13 protein-coding genes are annotated in these 14,167 nt (G+C 53.8%); 8 read left to right on the top strand and 5 right to left on the bottom strand.

The genetic code is table 11. The features are described from left to right. Positions 1–112 precede the first annotated feature (112 nt). From puuE to puuD, 5 genes are all read right to left on the bottom strand, one after another. Positions 113–1,378 carry a 4-aminobutyrate transaminase gene (puuE, locus tag ACJHYD_RS14615; protein ID WP_001551026.1) on the bottom strand — a complete coding sequence of 422 codons (1,266 nt, stop codon included), beginning with the start codon at positions 1,376–1,378 and terminating at the stop codon, positions 113–115. 37 nt (positions 1,379–1,415) lie between these two features. Continuing rightward, on the bottom strand, positions 1,416–2,696 hold the full coding sequence (puuB, locus tag ACJHYD_RS14620; protein ID WP_000134848.1) for a gamma-glutamylputrescine oxidase: 1,281 nt from the start codon (positions 2,694–2,696) through the stop codon (positions 1,416–1,418). A 1-nt stretch (position 2,697) separates the two neighbouring features. Next, positions 2,698–4,185 carry an aldehyde dehydrogenase PuuC gene (puuC, locus tag ACJHYD_RS14625; protein WP_001551025.1) on the bottom strand — a complete coding sequence of 496 codons (1,488 nt, stop codon included), beginning with the start codon at positions 4,183–4,185 and terminating at the stop codon, positions 2,698–2,700. A gap of 149 nt (positions 4,186–4,334) precedes the next feature. Next, on the bottom strand, positions 4,335–4,892 hold the full coding sequence (gene puuR, locus ACJHYD_RS14630) for an HTH-type transcriptional regulator PuuR (protein ID WP_001278727.1): 558 nt from the start codon (positions 4,890–4,892) through the stop codon (positions 4,335–4,337). A gap of 26 nt (positions 4,893–4,918) precedes the next feature. After that, positions 4,919–5,683 (bottom strand): gamma-glutamyl-gamma-aminobutyrate hydrolase, encoded by a 765-nt coding sequence (puuD, locus tag ACJHYD_RS14635; protein WP_001308626.1) that lies wholly within the window; start codon positions 5,681–5,683, stop codon positions 4,919–4,921. A 211-nt stretch (positions 5,684–5,894) separates the two neighbouring features. Here puuD and puuA point away from each other — a divergent pair, with 211 nt between their 5' ends. The 8 genes from puuA to sapD all read left to right on the top strand — a co-directional run bounded on the left by puuA (position 5,895) and on the right by sapD (position 14,167). Beyond that, a complete protein-coding gene (gene puuA, locus ACJHYD_RS14640) occupies positions 5,895–7,313 on the top strand; it encodes a glutamate-putrescine ligase (protein WP_001296746.1) in 1,419 nt (472 codons plus the stop codon). Between the two features lie 148 nt (positions 7,314–7,461). Beyond that, positions 7,462–7,626 carry a protein YmjE gene (locus ACJHYD_RS14645; RefSeq protein ID WP_120795382.1) on the top strand — a complete coding sequence of 55 codons (165 nt, stop codon included), beginning with the start codon at positions 7,462–7,464 and terminating at the stop codon, positions 7,624–7,626. Beyond that, positions 7,616–9,001, top strand: coding sequence for a putrescine/proton symporter PuuP (gene puuP, locus ACJHYD_RS14650; protein ID WP_001308624.1), 1,386 nt, complete (start codon positions 7,616–7,618; stop codon positions 8,999–9,001). Before ACJHYD_RS14645 ends, puuP begins: the two co-directional genes overlap by 11 nt. A gap of 133 nt (positions 9,002–9,134) precedes the next feature. Next, the gene (locus tag ACJHYD_RS14655; RefSeq protein WP_001015102.1) at positions 9,135–9,380 is read left to right on the top strand and encodes a YmjA family protein; all 246 of its coding nucleotides are present in this window, start codon (positions 9,135–9,137) and stop codon (positions 9,378–9,380) included. Positions 9,381–9,692: 312 nt separating this feature from the next. Further along, on the top strand, positions 9,693–11,336 hold the full coding sequence (sapA, locus tag ACJHYD_RS14660; protein WP_001551024.1) for an ABC transporter substrate-binding protein SapA: 1,644 nt from the start codon (positions 9,693–9,695) through the stop codon (positions 11,334–11,336). Then, entirely contained in the window at positions 11,333–12,298 is a 966-nt protein-coding gene (gene sapB, locus ACJHYD_RS14665) for a putrescine export ABC transporter permease SapB (RefSeq protein WP_001551023.1), read from the top strand. Before sapA ends, sapB begins: the two co-directional genes overlap by 4 nt. Next, positions 12,285–13,175, top strand: a complete 891-nt coding sequence (gene sapC / locus ACJHYD_RS14670) for a peptide ABC transporter permease SapC (protein WP_001146161.1) — start codon at positions 12,285–12,287, stop codon at positions 13,173–13,175. The genes sapB and sapC overlap by 14 nt, the downstream gene beginning before the upstream one ends. Then, entirely contained in the window at positions 13,175–14,167 is a 993-nt protein-coding gene (sapD, locus tag ACJHYD_RS14675; RefSeq protein WP_001128858.1) for a peptide ABC transporter ATP-binding protein SapD, read from the top strand. The genes sapC and sapD overlap by 1 nt, the downstream gene beginning before the upstream one ends.

The following is a 14,167-nucleotide window of genomic DNA, read 5'->3' on the forward strand; positions in this document are numbered from 1 at the left end:
GGGCAATACAACTTGCCGGATGCGGCGTGAATGCTTTGTCCGGCATACATAATCAATACGTCGTTTGCAGGCCTGATAAGCGCAGCGCATCAGACATTATTGCGTTGGGCTATTAATCGTTCAGCGCATCCTGCAATATTTTCATTGCCGCATCGAATTGCGCATCCGGGATGGTCAGCGGATACAGGAAACGAATCACGTTGCCGTATGCGCCACAGGTCAGCAGAAGCAGCCCCTGCGCCAGCGCGCGTTGCTGGATTTTCTGTGCAATCGCCGCTGACGGCTCGCCCGTTTGCGGATCGTTAAACTCTGCCGCAATCATAGACCCCAGACCGCGTACCGCCGCGATGGACGGAACGCTTTCTTTGGCATCAATCAGCGTGTTTGTCAGACGCTGGCCCAGTTGATTCGCGCGTTCGCAGAGTGATTCTTTGTCGATAATGTTGAGCACCGCGTGCGCGGCAGCCACCGCCAGCGGGTTCCCGGCGTAGGTACCACCAAGCCCGCCCGGCGCGGGTGCGTCCATAATGTTGGCATTACCGACCACGCCCGAAAGCGGCATCCCGCCCGCGAGGCTTTTCGCCATCGTCATTAAATCCGGCTTATCGGCGTAGTGATCCATGGCAAACAGTTTACCGGTACGCGCAAAGCCGCTTTGCACTTCATCGGCAATCATCACAATGCCGTGATCGTCGCACAGGCGGCGAATGGCGGCAACCAGCTCTTTTGGTGCAACGTTGAAACCGCCTTCGCCCTGCACCGGTTCGAAAATAATCGCCGCCACCTGCTTCGCTTCAATGTCCGATTTAAACAAGCGTTCGATGGCGTCGAGGGAGTCCTGCGTTGAAATGCCGTGTAAATCTGACGGATAAGGTACGTGATATACCGAACCGGGGAACGGGCCGAAGCCGATTTTGTACGGCGCGACCTTTCCGGTCAGCGCCATAGTCATATATGTACGACCGTGGAAGCCGCCGCTAAACGCAATCACGCCAGGGCGTCCGGTATGGGCGCGGGCGATTTTCACCGCGTTCTCAACCGCTTCCGCACCGGTGGTGAAGAACGCAGTTTTAGCCTGCCCGCTCACCGGGGCAAGGGCGTTAATTTTCTCCGCCAGCGTGACGTAGCTTTCGTACGGCACAATCTGATACGCCGTGTGGGTAAACTGTTGCAATTGCTGCTCCACCGCCGCGACCAGATCAGGGTGGCGATGCCCGGTATTCAGCACCGCAATGCCTGCGGCGAAATCGATATATTCGTTGCCCTCTACATCCTTCAGCGTAGCGTTTTCTGCCGACTGGGCGAAGAAGTTACACATCACGCCAACCCCGCGTGGGGTAGCAGAAAGACGACGCTGATGGAATTCATTGTTGCTCATGTTTCACACCTTTTGACTCTTCACTGTTAATCGGAAATTAAACGCCCAGACGATCGCGCAGGCTGTAATAAGCCGCGCCCATCGCGGTAAACGGAACGCGCAGCGTGCGCCCGCCGGGGAACGGGTAATGCGGCAGATTGGCGAAGGCGTCGAAGCGTTCGGCGTCACCGCGCAGCAGTTCAGCAATCAAACGCCCGGCAAGATGGGTACAGGTGACGCCGTGGCCGCTGTAACCCTGCATGTAATAGATGTTGGTATCAAGGCGACCGAACTGCGGCATGCGCGACAAGGTCAGCAGGAAGTTGCCCGTCCAGCGGTAATCAATTTTCACGCCCTTCAGCTGCGGGAAGGTTTTCAGCAGTTTCGGCACCACAAGGCGCTCAACGTCATCCGGGTCGCGCGCGCCGTAGACCACACCGCCGCCGTACAGCAGGCGGTTATCGGCGGTAAGACGGTAGTAATCAAGCAGATAGTTACAGTCTTCCACACAGTAGTTTTTCGGGATCAGCGAACGGGCTAAATCTTCCGACAGCCGTTCAGTGGTGATCACCTGCGTGCCGCACGGCATGCTGCGTTTCGCCAGTTCCGGCTCTACTTTATCGCCCAGATACGCATTCCCGGCGACAATCACATACTTCGCCGTCACCTGACCATTGGCAGTCCGCACCACGGCTGGCGTGGTGTGCTGGATCTGCGTCACGGCGGAAAGCTCATACACGCGCCCTCCGTTCAGGCGGATGGCATCGGCTTCACCAATGGCGAGGTTTAGCGGGTGAATATGCCCACCGCTGTGATCCAGAAGCGCACCAGTGTAGCGATCGCTGGCGACCTCGCGGCGAATAGCGTTGGCGTCCAGCAGCTCCAGCTGTTTATTGCCGTAGCGTTCCCAGTTCTCTTTCTGCTCTTCCAGAGTCGCGAGCTGTTTATCATTCATCGCCACAAACAGGCCGCCGGGGCGGTAGTCGCAATCAATCTGATAACGTTTGATACGTTCGCGGATGATCTCGCCGCCTTCGAACATCATGCTGCCGAGCATACGGGCGGTGTCCATGCCGTAGCTTTTTTCAATGACGTCGATGTCGCGGCTGTAGGAGTTCACAAGCTGCCCGCCGTTGCGTCCGCTTGCGCCGAAGCCGATGCGTGAGGCTTCAAGAACCACCACGTCAAAGCCCGCTTCCGCCAGATGCAGCGCGGAGGAAAGCCCGGTATAGCCGCCGCCGACCACGCAAACATCGCAGGAAATCGACTCATTCAGCGTGTCGAATGGTGCGTATTTATTCGCACTGGCGGCGTAATAACTGCTGGTATGTTCGGTCATTTCAGGCCTCCAGGCTTATCCAGATAGTTTTCAGTTCGGTGAATTTTTCAAGGGCGTGCAGGGATTTGTCGCGACCATTGCCGCTCTGCTTATAGCCGCCAAACGGCACGGTCATATCGCCGTCGTTGTAGTTATTGACAAAGACGGAACCGGCTTTCAGGCGACGGCTCATGCGGTGCGCGCGGGAGAGGTCGCGCGTCCATACTGCCGCGCCAAGTCCGTACTGGCTGTCGTTAGCAAGCTGTAGCGCCTGTTCTTCTGATGTGAAACGCGTGACCACCAGCACTGGACCGAAAATCTCTTCGCGGCTTAAGGACGCATTCGGGTCTACATCCACAAAGATCGTCGGGCCGATGGCGGCAGCCAGCTCGGCGTTACGGCCATCCAGCAGCAGTTGCCCTTTGCTTTCGCCTTCACGAATAAAGCTATGGACCGAGTCGGCGTGGGCGCAGTCGATTAAGGTGCCCATGGTGGTTGCGGGATCAAGTGGATGGCCCGGCTGCCAGTTTTGCGCCTGCTGTTTTAACAGGTCTAAGAATTCATCGGCGATGCTCTCTTCCAGCAACAGGCGCGTTCCGGCGATACACACCTGCCCCTGGTTGTAGAAGATGCCTGCTGCGGTCGCGCTCGCCGCTTTTTGCAAATCCGGACAGTCAGCGAAAACGATGTTGGCGCTTTTGCCGCCCGCTTCCAGCCAGACGCGTTTCATGTTGCTGTCGCCTGCATCTTTCAGCAGCTGTTTCCCGGTACGGGTCGAACCGGTAAAGGCGATGGCATCGATATCGTTATGACGCGACAGCGCCTGCCCCGCTTCATGACCAAAACCCGTCACCACGTTCAACACGCCATCCGGCAGACCTGCTTCTTTCGCCAGCCCGGCGAGACGAATCGCACTGAGCGGTGATTTTTCAGACGGTTTTAGGATCACGCTGTTTCCCGCCGCCAGCGCCGGGCCGAGTTTCCAGCAAGTCAGCAGCAGCGGGAAGTTCCACGGCACGATGGCGGCAATCACGCCGACCGGTTCACGCACGATCATCGCCAGCTCATGGCTACTGGTGGTCGCCACTTCGCCATACACTTTGTCGATAGCCTCGGTGTACCAGCGAATGGCGCGCGCCGCGCCGGGAATATCATCACGCAGGCTGTGACGAATCGGTTTGCCGGTGTCGAGCGTTTCCAGCAGCGCCAGCTCTTCGGCGTTGGCTTCCATAAAATCGGCGAGTTTATTCAGTACCGCTTTACGTTTAGCCGGAGAAGAGAGTGACCAGTCGCCGCGTTCAAATACGCCGCGTGCTGCGCTCACCGCACGGTCGATATCGACGCTCTTGCCGCGGGCAATTTTCGCCAGCGGTGCCTGGGTGACCGGATCAACGGTTTCAAAAGTTTCATTTTCCGCCGCAGCAGTATATTCACCGTTAATAAATAAGCGGGTTTCAATGGCGAGACTTAACGCTTTATCCTGCCAGTAAGCCAGATGATGAAAATTCATTATGACTCCTGTTTCACGTCTATCAGATATATGCAGTTTGTGAACGTCAGGGCGCAGAGATCCCCGGGCCGTATGCCCGTTTATTTCTGGCGACATTCTTTATAGATTGCCGGGCGCATTGCGCTTACCCGGCTTACAGAACAAAAAGATTAAAACGTGGTGGGCGTATGGGCGCTGATAATTCGGCAAATACCTGCCGACGTATTACTGAAACTGTGCGGGATGCCGGTATTAATGGCATAACTTTGCCCCGCGACGAGGTGGTAATCCTGACCATTAATCGTCAGAACAATTTCACCTTCCAGTACAGTGCCTATTTCCTCACCCTGATGCTTAATTCTTTCCCCAGTGGTTGTGCCCGGCTGGTAAGTTTCAAAGATCATCGCCAGCGTGCGATTCGGGTTACCGTTATGAACCAGCTTCATTGACACACCCTGACTGCCCATCTCAATTAAGTCGTCCTGATTAATGACGACCTGCGGCTCATCAGGTTTTTCCGGCTCGGAAAAGAATTCCGAGAGTGACAGACCATACACCTTCAGCAGCTTTTGCAGCGTACTGATGGCAGGGCTGACTTTATCTTGTTCTATCGTACTGATAGCACTGTGAGTCAGCCCGGAGAGTTCGGCGGCACGACGTTGTGAAAGCCCCTGCTGCTGGCGGATTTCCGACAAGCGTTTTCCTGGCGCCAGTCCCTCATCACTCATATTTGCATTTCCTTAAACTGTAGTGGTCAGAGTCGCTGTTTTTCAGCGATATGGTGCTGACAAGCGGTGATAAAGCCCTCGAACAATATACGCGAAAGCGCGTACTCGCTACTGTTCCATTCCGGGTGCCACTGTACGCCCAGCGCAAAAGGATGATTGATGACGCTAACCGCCTCAACTAAGCCATCCGGCGAGCGAGCTTCAACACGCAACCGTGGGCTAACGACCTTCGCCCCTTGTCCATGCAGAGAGTTTACCCAAAAGTTGCTACATTCAGGTAACAACGCAGACAGTAATCCCCCCTCTTCAACCAGAACTTCATGCGACGGCGCATATTGCTGCTCCACCGGCAGTTCGGGATCTTCCCGATGTTCCAGCAATTCAGGCTGTTCGCACAGCTTGCGATGCAACGAACCACCGGTTGCCACCACCAGTTCCTGTAAACCCCGGCAGATGGCGAAAATGGGGATGCGCCTTTCGAGTGCGGCATTAATTAACGCCATGCTCAGAAGATCACGCCCGGGATCGGCGTCAGGCTCATCGCCGTTTTCACCATATAGGTGCGGCTGCACATTGCTGGGACTACCAGGAAGATAAATACCATCGAGTTTCGGCAAAAGTTGTTCAAGTAATGACGGTTCCGCCAGCGCATGTGGCAGCGCAATTGGCAAGCCGCCTGCGTGGATGATGGCATTCAGGTACTTTTCTTGCAGAGTCTGGGTCGCATGACCCTTAAGCCTGTTCCTGCACATTACGACACCGATAACCGGATTGTTCATTATATTTTCCATGCTCAATCTCACAAAGTGGACTAAATTATCGCCATTACTGCGCTTTAAATGACCTTTATGTTCAATATTTTTTCAATCTAGCAGTGGGTTTTCATTTTTGCAAACTCAATTTAACATTTGACAAACATTTAGTTTGCATACAGATTCGAATGGTGGTCATTATATTTTACGCTTTGATAACGAGCGGAAAACAAACCAAAGGCGAAGAATCATGGAAACCAATATCGTTGAAGTAGAGAACTTTGTTCAGCAGTCAGAAGAGAGGCGGGGTAGCGCCTTTACGCAGGAAGTGAAACGCTACCTGGAGCGCTACCCGAATACACAATATGTTGATGTTTTACTTACCGATTTGAATGGTTGCTTCCGTGGAAAACGTATTCCTGTTTCAAGCCTTAAGAAGCTCGAGAAAGGGTGTTATTTCCCGGCCTCGGTATTTGCAATGGATATTCTGGGTAATGTAGTAGAAGAAGCGGGCCTGGGTCAGGAAATGGGCGAGCCGGATCGTACCTGTGTTCCTGTTCTCGGTTCCTTAACCCCTTCTGCCGCCGATCCAGAGTTTATAGGTCAGATGCTCCTGACCATGGTCGATGAAGATGGCGCTCCCTTTGACGTTGAGCCGCGGAACGTTCTTAACCGCCTGTGGCAGCAGCTGCGCCAGCGCGGATTGTTCCCGGTCGTAGCGGTAGAGCTGGAGTTCTATTTACTGGATCGCCAGCGCGACGCTGAAGGGTATCTGCAACCGCCCTGCGCGCCCGGCACCGATGACCGCAATACACAAAGCCAGGTTTACTCCGTTGATAACCTCAACCACTTCGCCGACGTGCTCAATGATATTGATGAGCTGGCGCAGTTACAGCTGATTCCGGCAGATGGCGCGGTCGCCGAGGCCTCGCCAGGTCAGTTTGAAATCAATCTTTACCATACCGATAACGTGCTGGAAGCTTGCGATGATGCGCTGGCACTAAAACGCCTGGTGCGTCTGATGGCAGAAAAGCATAAGATGCACGCCACTTTTATGGCGAAGCCGTATGAAGAGCACGCGGGCAGCGGGATGCATATCCATATCAGTATGCAAAATAACCGTGGCGAGAACGTGCTTTCTGACGCGGAAGGCGAAGATTCGCCGCTGCTGAAAAAGATGCTCGCCGGGATGATTGACCTGATGCCGTCATCAATGGCGTTGCTGGCACCAAACGTGAACTCGTATCGCCGCTTCCAGCCGGGAATGTATGTGCCGACGCAGGCGTCGTGGGGCCATAACAACCGCACCGTCGCCCTGCGTATTCCCTGCGGCGATCGCCATAATCACCGCGTGGAATATCGCGTGGCGGGTGCCGATGCCAACCCGTATCTGGTGATGGCGGCGATTTTTGCCGGTATTTTGCATGGCCTTGATAACGAACTGCCATTACAGGAAGAAGTCGAAGGCAACGGGCTGGAACAGGAAGGCTTACCCTTCCCGATTCGCCAGAGCGATGCCCTGGGTGAGTTTATCGAGAATGATCACCTGCGCCGCTATTTAGGCGAACGCTTCTGCCATGTCTATCACGCCTGTAAAAATGATGAGCTGTTGCAGTTTGAGCGCCTCATCACAGAAACAGAAATTGAGTGGATGTTGAAAAACGCGTAATACCCCTTGCGGGGTTGTTTCATCGGCCTGAGCGGAGCCAGGCCTGACATTTGCTGGTAATCCAGACATTTCCCGGATGTCGCGTTATGGAGCGCAGGCGGCAACGGGCTTCCGTTAACGATTAAGACTGTGACGAGGAAATGAGATGATGCCGATGATTAAATCCCCGCATGGCGAGGGAGGCTGCGTATGCGCCCCTCCTGCGACTGACTGGACTCCGCCCCCTTTGCTTCCCTTGCTAAACAGGTTTGATTTCAGGTCGACACGACCGCAAACCTTATTACGCAGGGGAGGCAGCAACTATGGCTATTAATTCACCACTGACTATTGCTGCGCAATCTGGCAAAACCCGTCTGCGAAAATCACTGAAATTGTGGCAGGTGGTGATGATGGGTCTGGCCTATCTCACGCCGATGACCGTATTTGATACTTTTGGTATTGTCTCCGGCATTAGCGACGGTCACGTTCCGGCGTCCTATTTGCTGGCGCTGGCGGGCGTGCTGTTTACCGCTATCAGCTACGGCAAACTGGTTCGCCAGTTTCCGGAGGCCGGTTCGGCCTATACCTACGCGCAAAAGTCGATTAACCCGCACGTCGGATTTATGGTCGGCTGGTCATCACTGCTGGATTATCTCTTTTTGCCAATGATCAACGTTTTGTTGGCGAAAATCTATCTCTCCGCCCTCTTCCCGGAAGTGCCGCCGTGGGTGTGGGTGGTAACCTTCGTCGCCATTTTAACCGCCGCGAATCTGAAGAGCGTCAACCTGGTCGCTAACTTCAATACCCTGTTTGTACTGGTGCAAATCTCCATCATGGTGGTGTTTATCTTCCTGGTGGTTCAGGGACTGCATAAAGGAGAAGGCGTTGGCACCGTCTGGTCACTTCAGCCGTTTATCAGCGAGAACGCGCACCTGATCCCGATTATTACCGGGGCGACGATTGTCTGTTTCTCCTTCCTCGGTTTCGATGCGGTGACCACGCTTTCGGAAGAGACGCCGGACGCCGCACGCGTGATCCCGAAAGCCATCTTCCTGACGGCGGTATACGGCGGCGTTATCTTTATCGCTGCGTCGTTCTTTATGCAGCTGTTCTTTCCCGATATCAGCCGCTTTAAAGACCCGGACGCCGCACTGCCTGAAATTGCGCTATACGTCGGCGGCAAGCTCTTCCAGTCGATTTTCCTCTGTACCACGTTTGTGAACACGTTAGCGTCTGGCCTGGCGTCGCACGCCAGCGTGTCGCGTCTGCTGTATGTGATGGGGCGTGACAATGTGTTTCCGGAGCGCGTGTTTGGCTATGTGCACCCGAAATGGCGGACTCCGGCACTGAACGTCATTATGGTCGGGATTGTCGCGTTGTCAGCGCTGTTCTTTGATTTAGTCACCGCGACAGCATTGATTAACTTCGGTGCTCTGGTGGCATTTACCTTCGTAAATCTGTCGGTGTTTAATCATTTCTGGCGGCGTAAAGGAATGAATAAAAGCTGGAAGGATCACTTCCACTATTTGCTGATGCCGCTGGTTGGCGCGCTGACGGTGGGTGTGCTGTGGGTTAATCTCGAGTCAACGTCACTGACACTCGGTCTGGTATGGGCTTCGTTAGGCGGCGCATATTTGTGGTATCTGATCCGCCGCTATCGCAAAGTGCCGTTGTATGATGGTGACAGAGCGCCGGTGAGCGAAACGTAATAGTCGGATGCGCGGCGCATTATCCTGCCTGAGGGTAATGCACCGCGCCATTAACTATAAAAAGATGTATGACCCGGATCACGAGTGCTATCATCCGCCCTTATGCTTAGCGCATTAACCCCAGGGGGAAATAATGAACCACGATATCCCGCTAAAATATTTTGATATTGCCGATGAGTACGCGACCGAATGCGCAGAGCCTGTCGCAGACGCTGAACGCACACCGCTGGCCCTCTACTTCCAGTTACTGCTCACCCGTTTGATGAACAATGAAGAGATCAGCGAAGAAGCCCAACATGAAATGGCTGCTGAAGCGGGGATTAATCCCGTACGCATTGATGAGATCGCAGAGTTTTTGAATCAATGGGGTAATGAGTAATTATTTCATTGCAGACGCTCGGTCAGTATCGTTGCCCGGATAAAGCGTTCACGCCGCATCCGGCTAACAATGACGCGCACTGCAGCGTGCTTTAATGGGTTTCTCACGATCGTACCGCTCTGCTCCTCGCTAAGTTGTTCTGTGAGTTATAGTTATAGAGAAATCACGGGTACGAATGTTGAACAGATGGCGACGTCACCTGTTCAACGACCAACCACACGGCCCTCATTACGACCCCTGAACACAAACGGTAATGGCAAATGTCATTAAATATTAGTAAGATAGCCTCTTTACATAAAATCCATTAATATTATGCGCCAGGTATTATCGTCTCTTTTGGTGATTGCTGGACTTGTGAGTGGTCAGGCAATCGCCGCGCCTGAATCCCCCCCGCATGCTGATATCCGCGATAGCGGTTTTGTCTATTGCGTCAGCGGGCAAGTCAACACCTTTAACCCATCCAAAGCGAGCAGTGGGTTAATTGTCGATACCCTTGCCGCCCAGTTTTATGATCGACTGCTGGATGTCGATCCCTATACCTATCGCCTGATGCCGGAACTTGCCGAAAGCTGGGAAGTTCTCGACAACGGCGCGACCTATCGCTTCCACCTGCGTCGCGATGTTCCGTTTCAAAAAACCGACTGGTTTACTCCCACTCGTAAAATGAATGCCGACGATGTGGTGTTTACCTTCCAGCGAATTTTTGACCGCAACAACCCGTGGCATAACGTCAACGGCAGCAACTTCCCCTACTTCGACAGCCTGCAATTTGCCGATAACGTGAAAAGCGTCCGCAAACTGGATAATCATACGGTTGAGTTCCGACTCGCCCAGCCGGATGCTTCTTTTTTGTGGCACCTGGCGACCCATTATGCATCGGTCATGTCGGCAGAATATGCCCGGAAGTTAGAGAAAGAAGATCGTCAGGAACAACTCGACCGTCAGCCGGTCGGCACTGGACCGTATCAGTTGTCGGAATACCGCGCCGGGCAATATATTCGCTTACAACGTCATGATGATTTCTGGCGTGGTAAGCCGTTGATGCCACAAGTGGTGGTGGATTTAGGCTCTGGCGGTACCGGACGTCTGTCGAAACTCCTGACCGGGGAGTGCGACGTTCTGGCCTGGCCTGCTGCCAGTCAGCTATCCATTTTGCGTGACGACCCACGCTTGCGTTTAACGCTGCGTCCTGGGATGAACGTCGCCTATCTGGCATTCAACACCGCCAAACCGCCGCTAAATAATCCCGCTGTCCGCCATGCGCTGGCACTGGCGATTAATAACCAGCGTCTGATGCAATCCATCTATTATGGTACGGCTGAAACGGCAGCCTCTATTTTACCGCGCGCCTCGTGGGCCTATGACAACGAGGCTAAAATTACTGAATATAATCCGGCGAAATCGCGCGAACAGTTGAAGGCGTTGGGGCTGGAAAACTTAACGCTGAAACTGTGGGTACCAACACGTTCGCAGGCGTGGAACCCCAGTCCACTGAAAACTGCCGAATTGATTCAGGCGGATATGGCACAGGTTGGCGTAAAAGTGGTGATTGTGCCGGTAGAAGGTCGCTTTCAGGAGGCGCGGTTGATGGATATGAGCCATGATCTGACGTTATCCGGTTGGGCGACTGACAGTAACGACCCGGACAGTTTCTTCCGTCCGTTACTGAGCTGCGCGGCAATTCATTCGCAGACCAACCTCGCCCACTGGTGCGATCCGAAATTCGACAGCGTGTTGCGTAAGGCGCTCTCCTCGCAGCAGCTGGCGGCGCGTATTGAAGCCTATGACGAAGCGCAGAGTATTCTGGCGCAGGAATTACCCATTCTGCCGCTGGCGTCGTCATTGCGCTTGCAGGCCTATCGGTATGATATCAAAGGTCTGGTACTTAGTCCGTTTGGTAACGCCTCCTTTGCTGGGGTGTATCGCGAGAAACCGGATGAGGTGAAAAAACCATGATTATCTTCACCTTACGCCGCATTTTGTTATTGATTGTCACCTTGTTCCTGCTGACCTTCGTTGGCTTCAGCTTGAGCTATTTCACTCCACACGCGCCGTTACAAGGCGCGTCACTGTGGAATGCCTGGGTGTTCTGGTTTAATGGCCTGATCCACTGGGATTTTGGTGTTTCCAGCATTAACGGTCAACCGATTGCCGAACAGTTAAAAGAGGTCTTCCCGGCGACGATGGAACTGTGCATCCTCGCCTTCGGTTTTGCGCTGATTGTTGGCATCCCCGTGGGGATGATTGCCGGGATTACGCGCCATAAGTGGCAGGATAACTTGATCAACGCCATCGCCTTACTGGGCTTTTCAATCCCGGTGTTCTGGCTGGCGCTTCTGTTGACGCTGTTTTGTTCACTCACGCTAGGTTGGTTGCCCGTTTCAGGGCGTTTCGATCTGCTCTACGAAGTGAAACCGATTACCGATTTTGCGTTGATTGATGCCTGGCTTTCGGACTCACCATGGCGGGATGAAATGGTCATGAGCGCAATCCGCCATATGATATTGCCCGTGATCACCCTGTCGGTTGCGCCAACAACTGAAGTGATCCGACTGATGCGTATCAGCACTATCGAAGTGTATGACCAGAACTATGTTAAAGCAGCGGCGACCCGCGGTTTGTCGCGCTTTACTATCTTGCGTCGCCACGTTCTGCATAACGCGTTACCTCCGGTTATTCCTCGCCTGGGCTTACAGTTTTCTACCATGCTGACGCTGGCGATGATCACCGAAATGGTTTTTAGCTGGCCGGGTTTAGGGCGCTGGTTAATTAACGCCATCCGCCAGCAGGATTACGCAGCCATTTCCGCCGGAGTGATGGTGTGTGGCTCACTGGTCATTATTGTTAACGTGATTTCTGATATTTTGGGTGCCATGGCTAACCCTCTGAAACATAAGGAATGGTATGCCTTACGATAGCGTATACAGCGAAAAGCGCCCGCCGGGCACGCTGCGTACCGCCTGGCGCAAATTTTATAGTGACGCCTCTGCGATGGTCGGCCTGTACGGCTGCGCGGGGCTGGCTGTACTGTGTATTTTTGGCGGCTGGTTTGCGCCTTACGGCATCGATCAGCAATTTCTCGGTTATCAATTATTGCCGCCGTCATGGTCGCGCTATGGCGAAGTTTCTTTCTTCCTTGGGACTGACGACCTGGGACGCGATGTTTTAAGCCGTTTACTGAGCGGAGCTGCGCCAACCGTAGGCGGCGCATTTGTGGTGACGCTTGCCGCGACGATCTGCGGCCTGATACTGGGCACCTTCGCCGGCGCGACGCACGGCCTACGCTCAGCGGTGCTTAACCATATTCTGGATACCTTACTGGCGATCCCTTCCCTACTGCTGGCAATTATCGTTGTAGCGTTTGCCGGACCGAGTTTGTCTCACGCCATGTTTGCCGTCTGGCTGGCGCTGCTGCCTCGTATGGTACGTTCGATTTACAGCATGGTGCATGACGAACTGGAAAAAGAGTACGTTATCGCTGCCCGTCTGGATGGCGCATCAACGCTGAATATTCTCTGGTTTGCTGTGATGCCAAACATCACCGCCGGGCTGGTCACCGAGATCACCCGCGCACTGTCGATGGCAATTCTCGATATCGCCGCGCTGGGCTTTCTCGATCTCGGCGCACAACTCCCCTCGCCTGAATGGGGAGCGATGCTCGGTGATGCGCTGGAACTGATTTATGTCGCCCCGTGGACTGTCATGCTGCCAGGTGCGGCAATTATGATTAGCGTGCTGTTGGTTAACCTCCTTGGCGACGGTGTCCGTCGTGCAATTATTGCGGGGGTGGAATAATGCCATTACTCGATATTCGTAACCTGACCATTGAATTTAAAACCGGTGATGAGTGGGTTAAAGCCGTCGACCGCGTAAGTATGACCTTAACCGAAGGTGAAATCCGCGGTCTTGTTGGCGAATCCGGTTCCGGCAAAAGTTTGATTGCGAAAGCAATTTGTGGGGTGAATAAAGATAACTGGCGTGTTACAGCTGATCGTATGCGTTTTGATGATATCGATTTGCTGCGTCTCTCCGCACGCGAACGGCGCAAGCTGGTTGGTCACAACGTGTCGATGATTTTCCAGGAACCGCAGTCGTGTCTTGATCCTTCAGAACGAGTGGGTCGCCAGTTGATGCAAAACATCCCAGCCTGGACCTATAAAGGCCGTTGGTGGCAGCGTTTTGGCTGGCGCAAACGCCGTGCCATTGAACTGCTGCACCGCGTGGGGATTAAAGATCACAAAGATGCGATGCGCAGTTTTCCCTATGAGTTGACCGAAGGCGAATGTCAGAAAGTGATGATAGCCATTGCACTGGCGAATCAACCGCGTCTGCTGATTGCTGACGAACCGACAAACTCAATGGAGCCAACAACCCAGGCGCAAATCTTTCGCCTCCTGACGCGTCTCAACCAAAACAGCAATACCACTATTTTGCTTATCAGCCATGACTTACAAATGCTTAGCCAATGGGCGGATAAAATTAACGTGCTTTACTGCGGTCAAACTGTGGAAACCGCGCCAAGTAAGGAGTTGGTGACGATGCCACATCATCCTTATACCCAGGCGCTGATCCGCGCGATACCAGACTTCGGCAGCGCGATGCCGCATAAAAGTCGCCTCAATACGCTGCCCGGCGCTATCCCACTGCTGGAACAGTTACCGATTGGGTGTCGTCTGGGGCCGCGTTGCCCGTATGCACAACGAGAATGCATTGTGACGCCACGTTTGACGGGGGCGAAAAATCATCTCTATGCCTGTCATTTCCCGCTGAACATGGAGAAAGAGTGA

It is taken from the genome of Escherichia sp. WS1368 (genome assembly GCF_046487485.1).
Lineage (GTDB): Bacteria > Pseudomonadota > Gammaproteobacteria > Enterobacterales > Enterobacteriaceae > Escherichia > Escherichia coli.

Excerpts from the sequence above, each read along its gene's own strand:
- ACJHYD_RS14645 (WP_120795382.1), top strand. The coding sequence starts at position 7,462 with ATGCCGATGATTAAATCCCCGCATGGCGAGGGAGGCTGCGTATGCGCC.
- sapA (WP_001551024.1), top strand. The coding sequence starts at position 9,693 with ATGCGCCAGGTATTATCGTCTCTTTTGGTGATTGCTGGACTTGTGAGT.
- sapB (WP_001551023.1), top strand. The coding sequence starts at position 11,333 with ATGATTATCTTCACCTTACGCCGCATTTTGTTATTGATTGTCACCTTG.
- puuA (WP_001296746.1), top strand. The coding sequence starts at position 5,895 with ATGGAAACCAATATCGTTGAAGTAGAGAACTTTGTTCAGCAGTCAGAA.
- puuR (WP_001278727.1), bottom strand. The coding sequence starts at position 4,892 with ATGAGTGATGAGGGACTGGCGCCAGGAAAACGCTTGTCGGAAATCCGC.
- ACJHYD_RS14655 (WP_001015102.1), top strand. The coding sequence starts at position 9,135 with ATGAACCACGATATCCCGCTAAAATATTTTGATATTGCCGATGAGTAC.
- puuE (WP_001551026.1), bottom strand. The coding sequence starts at position 1,378 with ATGAGCAACAATGAATTCCATCAGCGTCGTCTTTCTGCTACCCCACGC.
- puuD (WP_001308626.1), bottom strand. The coding sequence starts at position 5,683 with ATGGAAAATATAATGAACAATCCGGTTATCGGTGTCGTAATGTGCAGG.
- sapC (WP_001146161.1), top strand. The coding sequence starts at position 12,285 with ATGCCTTACGATAGCGTATACAGCGAAAAGCGCCCGCCGGGCACGCTG.
- puuC (WP_001551025.1), bottom strand. The coding sequence starts at position 4,185 with ATGAATTTTCATCATCTGGCTTACTGGCAGGATAAAGCGTTAAGTCTC.
- sapD (WP_001128858.1), top strand. The coding sequence starts at position 13,175 with ATGCCATTACTCGATATTCGTAACCTGACCATTGAATTTAAAACCGGT.
- puuB (WP_000134848.1), bottom strand. The coding sequence starts at position 2,696 with ATGACCGAACATACCAGCAGTTATTACGCCGCCAGTGCGAATAAATAC.
- puuP (WP_001308624.1), top strand. The coding sequence starts at position 7,616 with ATGGCTATTAATTCACCACTGACTATTGCTGCGCAATCTGGCAAAACC.